We start from the raw sequence: 18,598 nt of genomic DNA, 5'->3' as shown, positions 1-18,598 counted from the left end.
GAATTCGTTACTGGATACGCCACATGATCATTACCGACATCAAAACACACGTGCTTTCCGCCCCGCTCGAACAACCCTTCGCCTTCTCGCAAGGGTGGGTTCATCAGCGCACTGCCATGCTGGTTGAGGTTCATACAGAAGATGGTCTGATCGGCTGGGGTGAGTCGATCAATCATGGCCTTCAGCCGCCGCAGGTCGCCCAGGCCGTCGTGGAGTATGCTTTAAAACCTTTGCTGATGGGTCGCTCGGTGTTCGATCACGAGGTGCTTTGGGAAGAGATGTATAACCACACTCGGCCCTATGGGCAGAAAGGGGCAGCGCTGTTTGGCATAGCAGCGATAGACATTGCCCTATGGGATCTTTTCGGCAAGGCGTTGGGGCAGCCGATTCATCGGCTCATGGGCGGCGCGTTTCGGCGAGAGATCTGTCCCTATGCGACCGGCTTCTATCGCCGCAAAGACGGATGCTACCCCGAGGATATTGTGGAAGAGGCATTGCGCCACCAAGCCAACGGCTATCGGGCAATGAAGATCAAGACCGGCTTTGGTGTCGAATCGGACATTCGTGACATGCGCGCGGTGAGGGAAGCGGTCGGTGACGATGTCCAACTGATGATGGATGCCAACTGCGCCTATAACGTGCCGGCGGCACGTCGCATCCTCATGGAACTCGAAGATACGCGGGTGCACTTCTTCGAGGAACCGCTCAGCCCCGAGAATCGTCATGGTTACCGCGAGCTCAAGGGCGTGTCGCGCACTTATGTGGCTGCTGGTGAGAACGAGTATACCAAGTTTGGCTATCGCGAGCTGATCAGCGAGGGCGCGCTGGATATTATCCAGCCTGACCTAGGAGCCGCCGGCGGATTCACGGAGTGCCGCAAGATCGCCGCGCTAGCCCAGGCCTGGCACGTGCCGCTAATTCCACACGTGTGGGGCACCGGCATCGGCCTCGCCGCTGCCGTGCAATTCATTGCCACACTGCCGCCACAGCCGCTGTCGCTGAACCCGGACGAACCGATGCTCGAGTACGACCAATCAGCGCACCCCTTCCGTCAGGAACTGATTGGTGGTGAGTTCGCGCTCAACGCACGGGGTTATGTTGAGATCCCCGACAAACCTGGGCTGGGTATCGAGATCGACCGAAATGTCATCGACCGTTATCGACTCTGAAGCACGCATGTTCTAGCCAAGGGAGCAATGTATGTACAACGCGAAAAAAGTATTGGTGCTGGGCGTCGACGGTCTGATTCCCGAGTTGGTCGATAGGTTTTGCCATGAAGGTGTACTTCCCCATATTGATCGATTGCGTCGCGAGGGTGGAACAACCCGGCTTATGCCCTATATCTCGACCTGGGGAGACACCAACTTCGTCAACTTCTTGACCGGGCAGGCACCAGGGAACAGTTGGGTCGGGCAGCGCATCTCTCCTAGTGGTACGCGGCACTTGTTGGAGTTGATGACCGAAGCAGGACAAAATTGTGCGCTGGTGCACTTCCCCGAGTCACTCAAGCCCACCGGCAAGAACGATCTCTGTCTGGCGCCGTTCTGGAGCGGTAAAGGCCCGGCCCCCATGGAGATGGCCCCGGCCGGCGTGCATAGCACGGATCTTTCCCAGTGGCCCAACGTTGCCCAGAACGAGGCGCTGGGCTGGCCACCCAGCGGTAGCCTAGCCCATCACCAGAAGCACAACCGCCACGCAATCGAGCGCTCGGAGGATGGCTATCACGCCTTAATCCGGCTCAATGCCGGCGCTAGTCTGGCAGTGACCTTGAGCCCAGTGGCCGACACGCGGCTCCGACTGACGCTAAACGAGTGTGCGGCGACACTGGGCGTCGGCGAATGGAGTGACTGGTTGCCCATCGAGGCCGGAGACGAGCGGGGGCATGTGCGCTTCAAGCTGCTGGCCTACGATGCCGAGCGGAGGCACGTGGATCTGCTGCAATCACAGATCACCATGCCCGAACGGCTGGGCAACCACCTGGCCCTGGCCGAGAAGCTGACACAACGCCACGGGCCATTCATCTCCAAGTGGGCCGTGTCAGCGGATCCCGACACGCCCTATTTCGAGACCAGCTTCGAAGAGGGTCGCTACCAACTGGATTGGCTCGTCGATAGTGCCCTGACCTTGCTGAACGAGGAGGACTTTCACCTGTTTGCCACGGTGTTCCGTCTCAATGACGAAACCCATCATACCTGTCTGGCCTATTGCGACCCGGAATCCCCATTCTTCACTTCCGATGGGCAGGAACGTTACTTGAACACCATCCGTACTGCGTACCAAGTGCTCGACGATGCAGTGGGCCGCCTGCTGGCCGGGCGCCGCGAGGACACCGTGATCGTGCTCGCTTCGGATCATGGTGACGTGCCGAACCATTACCTTTGTGATATCCACCGGCGACTGGCTGCGTTCGGGCTCTGTACACTCGATGAAAATGGCCGACCAATACGTCAGCGTAGCCAGGCCTTCCTTAAGGATGAGCGCGGTGGCCTGGAGGTCTTTGTCAATCGAGACATCCTGGACGAGGGAATCGTTTCCGAGGCTGATGTGGCCGAGGTGCAGACACGCATCCTCAAGGCGTTGAGCACGTGGTATATCGATACCCAGCAAGGCGAGAGTAACGTGGTCGCTTTCGCTCTCAAGAAGCAGGATGCCAGTGTATTGGGGTACTGGGGTGAAAACGCCGGGGATGTAATGTTCGCCTATGCCTCCGGGTTCGTATGGGGTGTCAATAGACGTGGTGATACCGTGGCTGCCGTTGAAAGCGCCGGAGCTAACCACGGCCCTCAGGTACCGTCCGCCAGCACCGCATTCGCCTCCAATCATGGTTTGGCGATCCTGCACGGTGAGGGAATACTGCCCGGCTCCAGGATACCCTTCGATACCCAACGCGGCATCCAGCGAATGGACAATGCCGGGGCCACGTTCGCACGCTTGCTGGGGCTAGACTCCACCACCCTCGATGGCATGCCGCTGAATGCGCTATTAGACGAAGATGTTAGATAGCAGGCCGCTGCCGCGAAATGTTAGGCGTTAACAGCGCAGAATTTTGTAGCGTTAAAGCCGTGTTAGCCACCACTGCCAAGCTTTACTCATTAGAAGACGAAGGCTCTGGCCGAGTAGCCAGCCAAACGGCAATCAGCATTAGTAGAGCGATCACGCCCCAGCGTGTCCAGCCGGGGCCGAGCGACCAAGCCGTGATCAGTGCACTCAATGCGATCATGCTAACAGCCGCCAACTTAGCGCGCCGGGGTATGGCGCGCTCTTGCTCCCAGTTAACCAGCAGTGGCCCGACATACTGGCGGGAGCGAATCCATGCCTCAAAGCGCGGTGAGCCTTTGGAGGCACAGTAAACAGCCATTAGCATAAACACGGTGGTCGGCAGCAGGGGTAGAAAAATGCCTAACACACCGATGCTAAAACTCATCCCTGCCAGCATTACCCACATGAGGCTGATCAGTCTCATTCTTGCTCCCCAATTGGCACGGTGATGCCTATATTGCCCTTTACGTATGGATAAGTATGGACTTATATGAGGGCTTTGCCACTCGACTCGTTGGCTGCTGAAAGCCGTCTTAAGGCGCCAGGGCGAGCAGGGGCTTGCCATGGGGGCCGCCCTCAATGTGCTGCAACTCGGCCGCGTAAATCTTCGCGATGGTTGCGGGGTTGAGTACTTGGTTGGGTAGACCATGGTCAATACGCTGCCCTTGATGTAGCAACCATACCCGGTCAGCGTAGGTGCTGGCGAGATTAAGGTCGTGGAGCACGCAAACAATGGCCATGTGGTGCTGCGTGGCCCAACCGCGCAGTTGGCGCATCAGGCGCTGCTGCTGGCCGATATCCAAGGCGCTGGTAGGCTCATCCAGAAGTAAAATACCGCCATCCTTGGCGGTGGGAGAACACCTTGAGAGTAGCTGGCAGGCGCCTCTCGCGATCATCACCCGCTGGCGTTCGCCGCCGGACAGCGAGAGTACGCTGCGCTTGGCGAGGCGGGTTAGATCCAGATCATCCAGTAGCGCCGCTACTAGTGATTTAGCCGGGTTACTGCCTAGACTCAACAGCTCGTCGGTTTGCCAGTCAAAGCCGGGTAACTCCTGCTGGGCGACCAACGCTCGGCGATTGGCAAGTTCGGCGATGGGCCATTCGCGCAAGGGTGTGCCATCCAGATGTAGTTCGCCCTGTTCGGCTGGGCGAAAGCCTGAAAGCATGCTGAGCAATGTGCTCTTGCCCGCGCCGTTGGGGCCGACAATGGCTAGCAGCTCGCCGGGTCGAATCGTGCCATCTAGTGGGGCGATAGTAGGTGTGGTGGTTAAGCCAGCCTGATGGAGCGTTAGCATGCTCGGTTCCTACGCATTAGTAGGTACAGGAAGTAAGGGCCGCCGATCAGGCTAGTCAGCAGCCCGACGGGGATTTCTGCCGGGGCAGCGACGGTGCGGGCCAGGGTGTCAGCCACGACCAGCAGTAGCGCGCCGCCGAGCATCGAAGCGGGTAACAACAGCCGGTGGCCAGGCCCTAGCCAAAGCCGCAGGCAGTGGGGCACCAGCAGGCCCAAAAAGCCAATGACGCCGGTAAGCGCCACACAGATTCCTACTCCCAATGAGGTCGCGATCACCACCCGGCGTTTTAAACGCGCCGCATCCAGTCCCGCCGCATGGGCGGTAGCTTCGCCCAGCTGGAGCAGGTCGAGTTCACGAGCGCTAAGCATTAACAGCCATAGAGCAGCGGCAATTAGGACGAGGGCTAACGCCGTGGTGCGCCACAGGGCGTTAGTGAGCGTACCCATGCCCCATAAACTAAGCTGGCGTAGCTGTTCATCGCTGGCGATAAAGGCTAAAACCCCACCGCCAGCTCCGGCTAGGGTGTTGATGGCCAAACCAGCCAGTAACAGGGTCATCACAGCGGCGCTGCCGCCGCCCTGGCGCTTGGCGATGCCAAAGACAATCAAACAGACGCATAAGGCGCCCAGAAAGCCTGCTGCAAACTGACCGTAAAGGCTGCCTGCGCCGCTGTTTTGAAACAGCACAATCCACACGGCTACGAAAAGCCCGGCACCACTGGCAAGGCCGAGCAGGGTGGGGTCGGCCAGCGGGTTACGAAACAGCCCTTGCATGGCGGCGCCGCTACCGGCAAGCATTGCACCCACTGCCACGCCCAGCAGTAAGCGCGGCAGGCGCAGCTGCCACCACACCTGAATACTGAGCGAGTCGGCTTGGCCGCTGATGAGTCCCCAGGGGGAAATGCCCAACGCGCCAGAGGCGGCCGCCCAAGCTAAGGCCAGCAGCAGCGTAGCGGTTAATCCGACGAGCACGCGGGTAGTGCGACTCACCGGCAGCCGCACTCGGAAACGGTCAGTGTTAAGAATGGCTATCATGGGCTTAGCTGGGCGCTAGTTGGTGCGCTCAATAGCGCTTCAACGTCCTGGCGCAGGGTGAGTAGCTGATCGGGCGTGCGCGGGCCAAAGCCAAGCAAGGCTTGGTCATCAATGATAATCAGCTGCTGCTCTCGACCTGCGGGCGTTAACGCCATACCGGGTAACTGCCATAGCGCGGCTTCGCCGCCCATTGCCGCCAGGCCCCGTTCGGAGACAATCACAACCTCCGGCGCTTGCCGGGCCAGGGCTTCGGCGCCCACGCTGTGGTAGCCCTGCATCGCGGCGAAGGCATTGGTCAGGCCCACCGCTTCGAGCGCGCTATGCGCTGCGGTATCTCTGCCCGCCGCCCGAGGTGTTAAGCCGCTATGCTGCATGATAAACATAGCGCTGGTCGGGGGTAGGGTAGGCAGGTTGGCTAGTCGGTCAAGTTTCTCATCCAAAGCGTCTGCCAATGCCCCTGCTGCGTCACTGCGATCAGTTAATTGGCCGACGGCACGGACTTTATCGGCAATGGCATCAAGGGTTGGCGGGGCGTTAATAGTGGCGACGTCGATCCCCACCGCCTCAAGCTGCGCCAGCACTTCCTTGGGGCCTGCATGTCCTGCTGCTAACACTTGGTTAGGTTTAACCGACAGGACGCTTTCAGCGGAGAGCTGGCGTAGGTAACCCACCGAGGGCAGCTCCGCCATGGCGGGTGGATGCACGACCGTGTCATCCCGAGCGATAACGTTGATATCGGCATCCAGGGCGGCCAGGGTTTCGGCGATATCGCCGCCCAGCACCACCCAGCGCTCGCTGGCCAATGCGGCCCCGGTGGTTAGCCACCCCATCAGCAGTAGTGCCAGTGAGCGGCGCATTAGGCGTTTTGCGTTCATGCCACCGCCTCTTGGCGACCGAGTTCATCCAGCAATTGCCGCCACTCGCGACGCTCCGCGCGGCCTTCCTGGCGCTGTGCGTAAAGTTGCAGCACTAGCGAGCCTTCGGCATCAAAGGCTTCAATGCTGGTCACGCCGCCGTCGCGGTTGGGTTTGCTGACTTGCCACACTTGGTCAATCGCGGTGTCATCAAGGTGCAGGGTGAACTGCTCGCCAAATAGATTCAGCCAGCCACGAGCCCGTTGCGGGGTGGGCAGGGTGCCGGTGCGAATCTGCACGCAGCCGGGGCTGGCGACAAACAGCATCAACGGCAGCGCGCGTTGGCTTGCATGCTGCAGCACTGCTTCCAGGGCATTGAGGGGCAGCGCGCGGGTATAGCGGCCTTCCATTAACTGGTTGGCCTCAATACGCTCCAGATGATGGCGCTGGAGGAGGGCAAAGAACTGGTGCACGTCGCGCATCGCACCCCACTCGCTGGCCAGGGTCGGCGCTTCGGGCAGCGGCCGCTGTAGGCGGGGCATGCTCTGGGTAAACGCCGGCGTATCCCGAGTGCCCAAGGCCGCTAAGGCACCCCAAGAGCGCGGCAGTGGGTTCTCCAGGGCAAAGCATTTGTGAACGGCGCAGCCATGCTGGTTGAATATCTGCAGGCTCCAGCGCCACTGCGCCTCTTGCGCACTGGTGGCAGGCATAGGATCACGAATCAGGCAGGCCCAGTGCCAGTTCGTGTAGAGCAGCCGTAAATCCAGGCCGCCAGGGTCGAGCAGCAGGCCAGTATGCTCCCCGCCGCTAAGCTCAGGGTAGTCGCCGGTTTGCTCTAGCACGGCCAGCCGGGAGCGAGTCAACGCCTTAACCCGCCCCAGTTGGGGCAGGTAGGCAGCGATATCGCTGGGCGAGAGCGGCAGCGTCCATACGTCGCGCCCTAAACGGGCGGCCTGCAGCTCGCCTTCGCTGATCGATAAGCGTTCGGCAATCTCAATCGCAGGTAGCCGCGGCTGCGCGGCGCGTGCCGCGTCAAAGGCTTCGATAATCGCGATCTGTTGGGATGGAATCATGACGCACCTCTATCGGGTTGACTGCATGGATTTACCACTGCCAGTTGAGGGTGGCGAACAGGCTGCGCCCATCGCCCAGGCTGCCGTCGGGGCGGTACCACACCTTGTCGCCAATATTGGCAAGGCGCAGCGAGGTATCCACGGCCGGAGTGAGTTGCCAGGCAAGGTGTACATCGTGCAACCCATAGCCGGGCAGGCGTTCGTCATCGCCCTGCTTATCGAAAGATTGGGCAAAACGCGCTTGCCAGCCCAGGCGGATATCGCTGTTGTACAGAGCCACCTCGCTACCCAAAGTGGCTTCCAGCGGTGTTTGACTGCCTAGGGGCTCGCCAGAATCGCGGTCTTTGCCGGAGACTTCCGACAGGCCCACAAAGCTGGTGAGTAGTGGGAAGGCGCTGGGCTGCCAGGTCACCCGGGCGTCATAGCCCCATAGCTGGGCGCGCTGAACGTTCACCGCCTGGGTGGTGCCCGCCATGATGTCGACGTGGGTGTCGATAAAATCGTCGGCGCGGGTGTCGAAGTAGCTGGCACGCACCTGCCAGTCGCCCTGATGCCAGACCATGCCGCTTTCCCAGGTGTGGCTGGATTCAGGCGAGAGGTTGGGATTGGGAATCCAGTAATTGTCCGGTGTGCAGAAGGCTGGCCCGGCGCAGAAACCGGCAAAGTGGCGCTCGTTAGCGTAAAGCTCGGAAAGGCTAGGCGCGCGAAATGCTTCGGCGTAGCCCGAGAACAGCATCAAAGCGTCATCGGGCCGCCAGGCGAGGCGAAAACGCGGCGATACCTGGTCGTGGACGCTATCGGCTTCATTACCGCTGGCGTCGTAGCGGTCGTAGCGGGCACCCAGGCCAACATCAAACTGGCCGGCGCCGCCATCGGATAGATAGCGTCCAGCGGTAAGCGTGGTGTCGAGATAGGCTGACTCGGTGTCGATATCGGCTTTAGGAAAGCCATTCGCTTCGCCACCTGGCCGTTGGCGTGCCTGCTCCAATTCGGCACCGAACACAAGCGTTTGCGAGAGCCAGCCGTGATCCATGGTGTGGAAACCGTCGCTCTGGAGACCGACCCGCTCTAAGGTGCGGTTGGCCTGGGGCTCATCGATATCCTGCTGGCTAAAGGTAAGCTGCGAAGTGACTTCGGTTGCAGCGCTGGGCTGCCAGCGGTGGCCCAACTGGACGTTGTTGCTTTCCACATCGCGATCGCGCAGCGGATTGCTGGCATCGGTGGAAAGCTGCTGTGGGTTGGCGGGCTGGGTGGCGCGTTCGTCGTAGTGCTGCCAGCTCATAAATAGCCGCTGATCGTCGCTTGGCTCCCAACCGCCTTTTAGCAGCAGGCTATTGAGCGTTGCATCCTCTTCGGCTTCATCGCCCCCGGCGCGGCGAATATCACCGGATTCACTGCGACCGATTGAAAAGAGACCATCCACCTGGCCATTGGCGGTATCGCGGCGGCCAAAGGCCGTCAGGCTGCCCCGCAGCTCATCGCTGGCAGTGGTGCCGCCTACCGATAGGCGTACGCCGCTATCTTCGCCGGGAGCAAGCAGGTCGTTGGCATCCACACTGGTGAAGCTGACCACTCCGCCCATGGCATTGCTGCCGTAAAGGCTGGAGAGCGCACCGCGCGCTATCTGTACTTCTTGAATCAAGCCAGGGTCGAGGAAGAAGTTACCGATATGACCGGTGGAGATATCCTGGCGTACCCCGTCTAATCGCACCAGCACACCTTTACTGCCAAAACCGCGCATACTTAAGGTCTGGCCATTTCGACGCCCTTGTCCAGCCACATGCAGGCCGGGTTGGCGGCTAAGTACGTCTTCGACCCGGCTGGCGGTGGCCAGCACCGCATCATCGCGATCAATAATATCGATAATTAGCGGCGCCCGGGAAAGGTCAGTCGGTGCTCGGGTGCCGGTGACCGTCACTGGGTTCAGCTCGGCATCGTCTGCTTGGGCGGCTAGCAGTGGGAGCAGCGTTAAACAGAGGCCACCAAAAGCGCGTGTGTGGTTCATAAGCCAGAGATTTCCAACAGGGATAAGTGGAAGAGGTCGCTGGCTGGGTGCGATGGGCTACCTGGCTGGCTTTGCTGTATAAATCTTTAAATTAATTAGGTGCTTAGATGTTAAGGGCGTTAGGCGTTAAGGATTAACTTGCCGTTTTTAGTACGGCGCAACACATAGCGGCGCTGTTCATGGTGAATAACCAGCTGGCCTGAGTTACCAAGTAATTCTTTGCTATTCACCTCGTGGGGCGTCGAGGCCGACGTATCTCCCTGGCCAGTGCCCTTGGCGGGTAACTGCATGAGAGAGTAACTCCTGTGTTAATGATAACTATTAGCGTTAATTTAGCAGAGTTGCAGACATCCCTCAATAGGGTTGGGGGAGTAAAAGTGGCTAGCATTCGACCGTTCTTCATCTAAATGCAGGCGCTCCGTCATCGTGCTGTCATTAAGCTTCTTTAGTGTCTCCTAACGTTCAATCGTTGGCTTACAAACGATCAGGGGGAGACCAAAATGAGTAAAGAGATCGAAGATCATCGCCTGTTTAACCACAGCGGCAATCAACCTTTTGCGGAAGTATTGGCGCGCCATGTATCCCGGCGCGATGTGATGCGCGGTGGTTTGAGCATGGCGGCTGCCTCGATGCTTAGTTTTGGCGGTGCTGCGCAAGCGCTTGCCTCAAGCAGCAACCAAAAAACACCCCTGACACTGGCGTTTGAAGCGGTTCATGGGTCGCTCACCGATGCCGTGGTGGTGCCAGAAGGTTATGTGGCCCAAGTCTTGGTGCCGTGGGGCACGCCGCTGAACCAAAATATTACCTGGCAGCCCGAACAGCCGATGACCGCTGAGCGTCAGGCGGAGAGTGTGGGTATGCACCATGACGGCATGGCCGGTTTTGCCCTGGATACCGACAACGCCTCGCGTCGTTTTGTGCTGGCGCTCAACAATGAGTATATCGATCAAGCCGCGCTATGGGCGCCCCAAGGTGGCCCCACTAATGCTGATGAAGGCCAGCGGCCAGCAGAGGAGTCGCGCACCGAAATCAACGCTCACGGTGTTACCCTTGTTGAGGTCGAAAAGAACGCCAGCGGCCAATGGGCGCACGTGCCGGGATCGCGCTATAACCGGCGCCTCACCAGTGCGACGACGATGGAGCTTTCCGGGCCAGTGGCGGGCAGTGACTACGTCAAAACGCGCTTTTCGCCTGAGGGCACCCAAACCCGTGGTACAAACAATAACTGTGGTAACGGGGTAACGCCCTGGGGCACCTATATTGCCTGTGAAGAGAACTGGCCCGATATCTTTGTGAACCGCGGCGAACGCTTCCAGGACGATGCCCGGATTGGTATTCCCACCGATAAAAGCCGCTATGGTTGGGATACTTCGGCAGGTGATGCCTCTGAACAGAATGACGAATTTGCTCGCTTCGATATTACCCCGCGCGGCGAGCGTGCCGAAGACGATTACCGTAATGAAGCACGCACGTTCGGCTACCAGGTGGAAGTCGATCCCTATAGTGATGCATTGGCGGTTAAGCGAACGGCGCTTGGGCGTTTCCGCCATGAAGGGTGTTGGTTAGGCAAGCTGGAAGCCGGTCAGCCAGTGGTTTACTACTCGGGGCACGATGCCCGCAACGAGTACGTATATAAATATGTCTCTGATGCCGCCTGGGATCCCGCCGATGCCAACCGCCCAGGTGAAGAGTACGATCGTCTTGCCATTGGCAACAAATATTTGGATAACGGCACCCTCTATGTGGCCCGTTTCCACGCTGACGGCAGCGGCGAATGGCTGCCGCTAACGCCTAGCACCCAAACGCGCGATGGTCGCACACTGGCGGCGGCGCTGGGGCTAGCCGACGATGATGCGGCAGGTATCATCATCAACACCTGCGATGCAGCGGATTTGTTGGGTGCCACGCCAATGGATCGCCCTGAGTGGGCTTCCGTCGATCCTGCATCCGGTGAGGTGTATCTCACCCTCACCAATAACACGCAGCGTACCGCTGAAGAGACATCCCCAACTTACACTAATGACGGTGAGCGTCTGGAACAGGTAGGTGTTGGTTACGATTTAGCGCCTACCAATGCCGCCAACCCTCGCGCCAATAACGAAGCGGGGCATATTATTCGCTGGCGCGAAAGCCGGTTGCCCAATGCCTTTACTTGGGAGGTGTTTGTGTTCGGCGCCGCCGCTGACGATGCAGATAACCACTCAGGCCTGACAGAAATGAATCAGTTCGCCAGCCCCGACGGGCTCTGGTTCGACGAGCGAGAAGACGGTCAGGGTATCCTCTGGATCCAGACTGATAACGGTTATGATGGGGTCACCGAGTACACCAACGATCAGCTGCTTGCCGTGGTACCTAATGGGCTAGACGACATCCAGGGAACCGGCCCAGTGATTAACCGCAGCAACCAGCAGCAGCTTAAACGCTTTGCGGTAGGGCCTAACGGCTGCGAAGTCACCGGTATTTTTGCCACGCCGGATAAAACCGCGCTGTTTATTAACATTCAACACCCCGGTAACTGGCCTGCCGATGGTGGCGCGCTGACACAAGACGCCACCGTTGCGGCTAGCGGCCCAGTCCGCCCACGGGCATCAACCGTTGTTATTCAGAAGCGCGATGGCGGGCCAATAGGGGTTTAAAATTACGCGCTGAGTGCAGAGCGCTGCCGCTATTAAGACGCCGCTATGTTAAAGCTTCGAACCTCTCTCGGGTTCGAAGCTTTTTTATTCCAGGCTGGGTGAGCCTGACACTTTTTCTGTCGGGCTTCTAACGCCTGAATGGCATTTGACCCTTAATGGCAGTTGTATCGGCCCGTACCTGGGCCGATCTCCTGGCAAGTTACTGTTCTGAGTTCGGCAGGATAAGGGCGTCATCATCAACGTTAAGCACGTAGTCGCCGTTGGTCGGTGCGCTCAGCTTAGGTTTTCCCGATGGTTGGCTGACGATAGCTGACTGATAATCGTCGGTCTGAACAAAGCCCTGCATGTTGGCAGGCACCGAGTCGGGGATGATGAGCTGATAGTTGCCTGCGTCAGCGCCGGTCAATGAAGCATCAACCAGCACACGGTTCTCGCCCGGTGTGAGGCCCGCGAACAGGCCACTGAGCTGAAGCTCTACGTCGTCGCCACTGATGGCGCCGTTAAGCACCCCTTCCAACACCGCCGTCAGCGTACCGTCAAACGGCTTGTCTTGAGCCAGGATATCGGCGGCGATGGCCTTACGCTCGATGGTCAGAGCGCCGTCGATAAAGGTCAGCGCGTAATTGCCGTCGCTGCCGCTGGCGGTCAATACGTAGGTGCCCGCGTTGGTGCCCGTGCCGCCGCTGGTGGTGATCCCATTGAGCACACTGGCATCCTCGCCGTTCACCAGGCCGTCGACGGTAAAGCCGCTAACGCTTTGCTCGGTGCCGTTGTAGGTGGTGGTGCCGCTGTTGGCGGTGACGGTGGCCTGGGCCTTATTGATGGTCAGGGTACCGTCTACAAAGGCCAGTTCGTAATTGCCGTCGGTGCCACTGGCAGTCAGGGTGTAGCTACCCACATTGGTGCCTTTACCGCCGCTGGTGGTCACGCCAGTCAATACGCTTTGATCCTCACCATTAACCAAGCCATCAACAGTAAAGCCATCAACACTCTGCTCGGTGCCGTTGTAGGTGGTGGTGCCGCTATTGGCGGTGACAGTGGCCTGGGCCTTATTGATGGTCAGGGTGCCGTCGACAAAAGTCAGCTCGTAATTGCCGTCGCTGCCATTGGCGGTCAGCGTATAGCTGCCGGCGTTGCGTCCGCCACCATTGACGGTGACGTCAGTCAGTACGCTTTGATCTTCACCATTAACCAGACCCTCGACGGTAAAGCCGCTGATGCTTTGCTCTGTGCCGTTGTAGGTGGTGGTGCCGCTGTTGGCGGTGACGGTGGCCTGGGCCTTGTTGATGGTCAGTTTGCCATCGACAAAGGTCAGCTCGTAGTTATCGGCGGTACCGCCGCCAACCGTGAGCACATAGCTACCCGCATTGGTGCCTTTACCGCCGCTAGTGGTCACGCCAGTCAGCACACTGGCATCTTCGCCGTTAACCAAACCGTCGACGGTAAAGCCACTAACGCTCTGCTCTGTGCCGTTGTAGGTGGTAGTACCACTGTTGGCGGTGACGGTGGCCTGGGCTTTGTCGATGGTCAGGGTGCCGCCACTGGTGGTGATTAGGTCGTAGCCCTGTTGATCCGAGTACAGGCCGTTCATACCGAGGGCGTAGGCACCGGCATTTTTGCCGCCGACGGGTTGACCGAAAATGCGATCAGCATCGTACGCGCCAGCGGCGCTCCAACTGCCGCCCTGTTCCGTGCCGTTATAGGTGACGCTGGTGTCGTCGCCGGTGACTTCAAGGGCGGTCAAAAAGTGCCGCAGCAACGGGGCGGTATAACCTTCGTAGATACGCCAGACCTTGCCCGTGCCGCCTTGCGCATCAATATCCCAGCCTGTGAAGCTGTCGGCTTGCAGCATTTGTGCGGTGGTCAGGCCGGTCATACCAGAGGTGCCTCTGCTACTAGAGCCAACAGCGCTGGTTTGGCCGCTGGTTTCGGTGTTCCAGTAGGTATTGACAATATCACCGTGCAATTGACCTATTAGACCGCCAATCCGGAGCGCGGTGCCGCCGACTTGTCCTGTGGCGTAGCTTTCTTCAATTGCGCCGTATTCGCTGGCGTATCCGACCAGACCGCCGATATCTGAACCACTACCGGTTACATCAGCCGAACTGTAGCTCTGTTTGATGGAACCAGTTGATTGGCCGACCAAGCCACCGACAAACTGTCTTCCGCTGACCCGGCCGGTTACATAGCTCTGCCTGATAGACCCGTTAAGGTCGCCGACAAGCCCGCCTACATTGCCACCGCCGGTGATGGCGGCGTTGATCAAGCCGATATTGTGAACCTGGCTACCGCCGAGTGTCACTCCAAACAGGCCAACGTTATTTGTATTGGGCCGGTTGATGGTCAGACCGTTGATGCTATAGCCAAGGCCGTCGAAGACGCCTCTGTAACCGTAAGTCCCGTCCCCAACGGGCACAAACCCCGCTCCACCGTTCCAACTGGCGGTATCGGCGGCGTCGATGTGGTTGCCAAGCAGGTAGTTGGCCGTGACGTCATTGCGCATGGCCTGTAGCTGCTCGACGTTCTGGATCACGGTATAGAGCGCCGGGCGGTTGGTGGCGTCGAGGGTGCCGGTGGGCAGGTCGTTTTTGTTGAACACCCGGTTGCCGGCCAGCGCGCGCAGGTAGGGGGTGGTTTGATCGTCGGCATTGGCCCAGGTGCCGGCAAAGTCAAAGCCGGTGAAGTTGGCGGCGTCGAACATCTGCGCGGTGGTGAGGCCGGTGGTGCCGGCGGAGCTTCCTGCACCCACTGCGCTGGCCTGGCCGCTGGTCTCGGTGTTCCAGTAGCTGTTGGTGATGGTGTCATCGTAGTTGTTTCCAGCCAGCCCGCCGACGTAGTCACGGCCTTCAACGCTGCCGGCGGCATAGACGTTGCTGATGGTTCCAAGGCTGTACCCCACCAGGCCGCCGACGTAGTCAAGGCCTTCAACGCTGCCGGTAGCATAGGCGTTGTTAATGGTTCCCGATTGGTTAAATCCGACCAGCCCGCCGACTTGATTAATACTGCCCTTAACGCTACCGGTGGTATAGGCGTTGTTGATGGTTCCCGATTGGTTAAATCCGACCAGCCCGCCGACTCTGCTTAAGCTCTCAACGCTGCCGGAGGCATAGGCGTTGTTAATGGTTCCCGATTGGTTAAATCCGACCAGCCCGCCGACTCTTTCACGGCCCTCAACGCTGCCGGTGGCATAGGCGTTGCTGATGATACCTGAGCTGACGCCGGCCAGCCCGCCGACATGGTTACGGCCGGAGACGCTGCCACCTACCAGCCCAATATCGCGGACCACGCTGCCGCTGGCGGTAGCGCCAAACAAGCCAACAAAATCCGTACTACTGCGGTTGATGGTGAGGTTGCTGAGGGTGTGGCCCAGGCCGTTGAACGTGCCGGTGAATCGATCGCTCTCACCCACTGGCTGCCAATTGCTGATACTGCTCAGGTCAATATTGCTGCCCACAGCATAGTTGACGGCCAAGTCACTGTTCATGGCTTGCAGCGCCGCAGCATCGTTGACCACGGTGTAGCTGATCACACTGCCGGTCGAGCCTTTTTGGGTGGTGAAGTTGTTGCCGCTTTGCAGATTGATGGGGGCGTTGATGTGGTAGTCCGCCGTGCCGCCATCGGTAGTGGCTTGGCCGTATTGCAAGGCGACTTTGCCGTTTGCACCTTGGGCCGTGATGGCGGCGTTGATGTTGATGTCGTTATGAGCGTTCAGCGTCAGCGTGGTGTCGGCATTCCAGGTAACGGCGGCCTGGACGTTGATGTCGCCCGCTTCGCTACCGCTGGCCACTGTTTGCAGGGTGATGCTGTTGTTAGCCAGGTTGGCCGATAGCGTATCGGCGCCAATGCCGCTGGCGGTTTGCGGATCGTTGCTATCGCTGATGGTGAAGTCGGTCGGGTCGATCAGCCATTCGCCGGTGGTGCCGCTGTTGGCTTTGGTAGTGACCTGGGTGCCGCCAGCGATTTTGACGTGGGCACCAGAGGTGTCGATAAAGCCGCCGTCGCCGCTGTCCGGCGCTGAGGCATCCAGTGTACCGGCGACGTTGACCGTACCGCCGTTAAAGCCACCCTTGAGCACAATGGTGCCGTTCTGGTTGTCCAGGGTTTGTGCTTCGACGATGCCGGTGTTGTTGACCACGGTTTGTAGCAGGGCGTTGGTAGCGTTGGCGGTCATCACCACCTGACCGCCGTTGGCGCGAACCAGTTGGTGGTTCTCCACCAGCGCGTCGATGGTGCCTTCATCCACGGTCACGTTGAGCAGGCCGTCGCCGGCAAAGTCTAGAGTGATCTGGTCACCAGCGGCCAGGGCCACGGTGCCCTGATTGGCCTGAATGATGCCGTGGTTACTGACTTGCCCGCCGAGCAGGGCGACCGCGCCGCCGTCGGCATTGAGGGTGCCGTGGTTTACAACCGCAGCATTGTTGCCGTCGCCGCTGAACTGGTAATGGCCGTTATTGAAGTCCTCATCACTGAGGCTCAGGGTCGAGGCCACCAGCGACCCCACGTTGACCGCTGCGCCCTCGCCAAACAGCACCCCGTTGGGGTTGATCAGAAACACCTGGCCGTTGGCATTGAGGTTGCCGTAGATCGCCGAGGCGTCTTCACCGATCACTCGGTTCAGCGCTACCGAGTCGCTGCCTGGCTGGTGAAAATTGACCGTGTTGCCTGCGCCAATATCAAAGCTGTCCCAGTGGGTGATCAGCTGGTCACTGTTCTGCTGCACATCCAGGCTGTTGCCCTCCTGGCGGAGACTGCCGGAGCCGCCGACGATATTGCCGCCGGTGGGCAGGTCGGCGGCGTGCAGGTGGGCAGAGGCCAGGCTGATGGCGATGGCCAGGGCGGTGCGGGTGAAGGTGGGGGCTGAAGGGGACATATGACGTACCTTTGCGGCTGACTGCCTAGGGCCTTTCGTTCGTTTGTCGTCTCGGTTTAGAACATCCATTGCACTTGCCCCCATAGATAAACGTCTTCCGGCTCGTCGCTGATGGCCTCTTCGCCATCTATCGAGGTGGCGGCGGTGGCACTGATTTGCCATTGGTGATGGGGTTGCCAGTAGGCGGATACCCCAGCGCCTTTGAGGTGACGATGGCGATCACCGGTGGCTAGCGGGTCTTTGTTATAGGTAATGCCGCCCGCTTCGAGGAAGGTGCCGAGCTGCCATCGTGGGTTCACGGCGTAGCGCAGTTCGGCACTGGCCAGCCAGCCCTCGTCACCCGAGGCTTCCCCCTGCGGGAAGGCGCGGATGCCGTAGGCGCCGCCCAGGCTCATTTTCTCAACCGAATCCAGGTTGCCGCCGGCTAGCTGGCCGCGCAGATTCATGTTCAGTGTGAAGCGCTGGCTCAGCCGCTGCTGACGCAGCAAGGCCAGGTTGACCTTGTGGTAATGGCCTTCGGTGCCATAAAAGTCGGCTGCGGCGGCATAGGGGCTGTCCATCGACAGCTCGCCGTGGGTCCAGCTCAGCCGGTAGCTGTTGGCACCGCCGCCTAGTAGCTCGTCACGCCAGTAGCCGTTGACGAGATCGAGGGTGACGCTGCGCAAGGTTTTCTCGCTGGTTATGCCGAGCTGCTCGTCTTCTAGATCGCGGTAGCGCCATTCGATGCGGCTTGACACGCCCCAACGGCGTTGCTGCCACCAGTTTTGGCTGGCATACAGGCTACCGCTAGTGGCTCTGCCCTCTGCATTGAGTGTTTCGAACTCTTTGCCCAGTTCGTAGTTAAGCCAGGACAAACTCACACCCACGCGGGTGTTCCACGGGCCAACCGGTAGCTCGTACTGGGTGTTCAAAAAGTGCTGATCGCCGTCGGAGACCAGCGCTTGCAATTGCAGGCTGTCACCTAGCCCTAAGGGGTTGGCAACGTTGATACCGCCGCTCAGGCGATATTCGCCGTTGTAGGTGTTGCCATAATTGTCGAGCGCCAAATGACCGCTGAGGGGAGGCTGGTTGCCGACATCGATATCCAGCGCCGTGGTGCCGGCCGCATCACCACGCGAAAGGCGTGAGTTGACCTGGCTGGCGGGCAGCGCATCGAGACTCATCAGCGCGTTTTCCAGTGTACCTGCGCGCACACCGTCTCCCGCGTTCAGGCCGCGAGTGGCATTTCGCAGCAGGCGATCCGGCAGGTTGCTTTGGTTGTTCAGTTGAACGCGGTCGTATTTGCCTTCGACGATTTGAATCGTCAAATAGCCGTCATCGATTTCCTGCGGCGGCAGGATGGCGCGGGCGAGTAGCCAGTCATGCTGCCGATACCAGGCCGTGATGCGGTCGGCCGCCTGTTGAAGCTGGCCAAGGGTGAGAGGCCGGCTATGTAGGTTCTCCAGCACGGCAGCCAGTTGCTCATCACTGAATGCTGAGTTGCCGGTGAAGCGAAAGCCCTGAATATCGACGGTTTGGCCGCCGGCGTCTTGTTCCGTTACGTCAGGGGACGTCAACGTTGGGGTATCCGTGGGCGGCTCGGGTGGCAGGCTCAACGGTCGAGTTTCCAGGTCGCGCAGTGCGCCACCTACGGTTTCGGCTGCCTGCAGCGGCATTGCTATAAAGCACGACATCAGGCCAAGGGCCTGCAAACTGGATACGGCGGTCAGTTTGTTCACGATGTTTCCCCGTCCCTAGTGACGCTTTGCGTTATTAGAAAGCGGGGAGATTAGCAATGCGCTTTTGTGGTGGC

General features: G+C 59.5%; 11 protein-coding genes and 1 pseudogene. 3 read left to right on the top strand and 9 right to left on the bottom strand.

All coding sequences use genetic code 11. From position 1 onward, the window contains the following. Positions 1-23: 23 nt before the first annotated feature. Together KF947_RS08565 and KF947_RS08560 are read left to right on the top strand one after the other, a co-directional pair. A complete protein-coding gene (locus tag KF947_RS08565) occupies positions 24-1,169 on the top strand; it encodes a mandelate racemase/muconate lactonizing enzyme family protein (protein WP_227405979.1) in 1,146 nt (381 codons plus the stop codon). A 31-nt stretch (positions 1,170-1,200) separates the two neighbouring features. Next, positions 1,201-3,003 (top strand): alkaline phosphatase family protein, encoded by a 1,803-nt coding sequence (locus tag KF947_RS08560; RefSeq protein ID WP_227405978.1) that lies wholly within the window; start codon positions 1,201-1,203, stop codon positions 3,001-3,003. 82 nt (positions 3,004-3,085) lie between these two features. Here KF947_RS08560 and KF947_RS08555 read toward each other — a convergent pair whose 3' ends face one another. The 7 genes and pseudogenes from KF947_RS08555 to hemP form a co-directional block, all read right to left on the bottom strand. Next, positions 3,086-3,463 carry a YbaN family protein gene (locus KF947_RS08555; RefSeq protein WP_227405977.1) on the bottom strand — a complete coding sequence of 126 codons (378 nt, stop codon included), beginning with the start codon at positions 3,461-3,463 and terminating at the stop codon, positions 3,086-3,088. Between the two features lie 109 nt (positions 3,464-3,572). After that, positions 3,573-4,274, bottom strand: a pseudogene (locus KF947_RS08550) (ATP-binding cassette domain-containing protein); the annotation flags it as partial. A 53-nt stretch (positions 4,275-4,327) separates the two neighbouring features. After that, positions 4,328-5,368 (bottom strand): FecCD family ABC transporter permease, encoded by a 1,041-nt coding sequence (locus KF947_RS08545; protein ID WP_227405975.1) that lies wholly within the window; start codon positions 5,366-5,368, stop codon positions 4,328-4,330. Continuing rightward, on the bottom strand, positions 5,365-6,243 hold the full coding sequence (locus KF947_RS08540; protein WP_227405974.1) for a heme/hemin ABC transporter substrate-binding protein: 879 nt from the start codon (positions 6,241-6,243) through the stop codon (positions 5,365-5,367). Before KF947_RS08540 ends, KF947_RS08545 begins: the two co-directional genes overlap by 4 nt. Continuing rightward, positions 6,240-7,295, bottom strand: a complete 1,056-nt coding sequence (locus KF947_RS08535; RefSeq protein WP_227405973.1) for a ChuX/HutX family heme-like substrate-binding protein — start codon at positions 7,293-7,295, stop codon at positions 6,240-6,242. The genes KF947_RS08540 and KF947_RS08535 overlap by 4 nt, the downstream gene beginning before the upstream one ends. A gap of 31 nt (positions 7,296-7,326) precedes the next feature. Further along, the gene (locus KF947_RS08530; RefSeq protein WP_227405972.1) at positions 7,327-9,300 is read right to left on the bottom strand and encodes a TonB-dependent receptor domain-containing protein; all 1,974 of its coding nucleotides are present in this window, start codon (positions 9,298-9,300) and stop codon (positions 7,327-7,329) included. A gap of 119 nt (positions 9,301-9,419) precedes the next feature. Continuing rightward, the gene (gene hemP, locus KF947_RS08525; protein WP_133731487.1) at positions 9,420-9,590 is read right to left on the bottom strand and encodes a hemin uptake protein HemP; all 171 of its coding nucleotides are present in this window, start codon (positions 9,588-9,590) and stop codon (positions 9,420-9,422) included. Between the two features lie 210 nt (positions 9,591-9,800). On the opposite strand from hemP, the gene KF947_RS08520 reads away from it, so the two are divergent. Next, positions 9,801-11,936 carry a PhoX family protein gene (locus tag KF947_RS08520; protein ID WP_227405971.1) on the top strand — a complete coding sequence of 712 codons (2,136 nt, stop codon included), beginning with the start codon at positions 9,801-9,803 and terminating at the stop codon, positions 11,934-11,936. A 199-nt stretch (positions 11,937-12,135) separates the two neighbouring features. Here the strand turns inward: KF947_RS08520 and KF947_RS08515 are convergent, their stop codons facing one another. Together KF947_RS08515 and KF947_RS08510 are read right to left on the bottom strand one after the other, a co-directional pair. Then, a complete protein-coding gene (locus KF947_RS08515) occupies positions 12,136-16,806 on the bottom strand; it encodes a beta strand repeat-containing protein (RefSeq protein ID WP_227405970.1) in 4,671 nt (1,556 codons plus the stop codon). A 56-nt stretch (positions 16,807-16,862) separates the two neighbouring features. Next, positions 16,863-18,524: a ShlB/FhaC/HecB family hemolysin secretion/activation protein gene (locus KF947_RS08510; protein WP_227405969.1), complete on the bottom strand. Its 1,662-nt coding sequence runs from the start codon at positions 18,522-18,524 to the stop codon at positions 16,863-16,865. Positions 18,525-18,598 lie beyond the last annotated feature (74 nt).

The sequence above is a fragment of the Halomonas sp. FeN2 genome (assembly GCF_020595105.1).
Classification (GTDB): Bacteria; Pseudomonadota; Gammaproteobacteria; order Pseudomonadales; family Halomonadaceae; genus Vreelandella; species Vreelandella neptunia.
The sequence above is the reverse complement of the archived record's forward strand: the minus strand, read 5'-3'. Positions and strand labels throughout refer to the sequence as shown.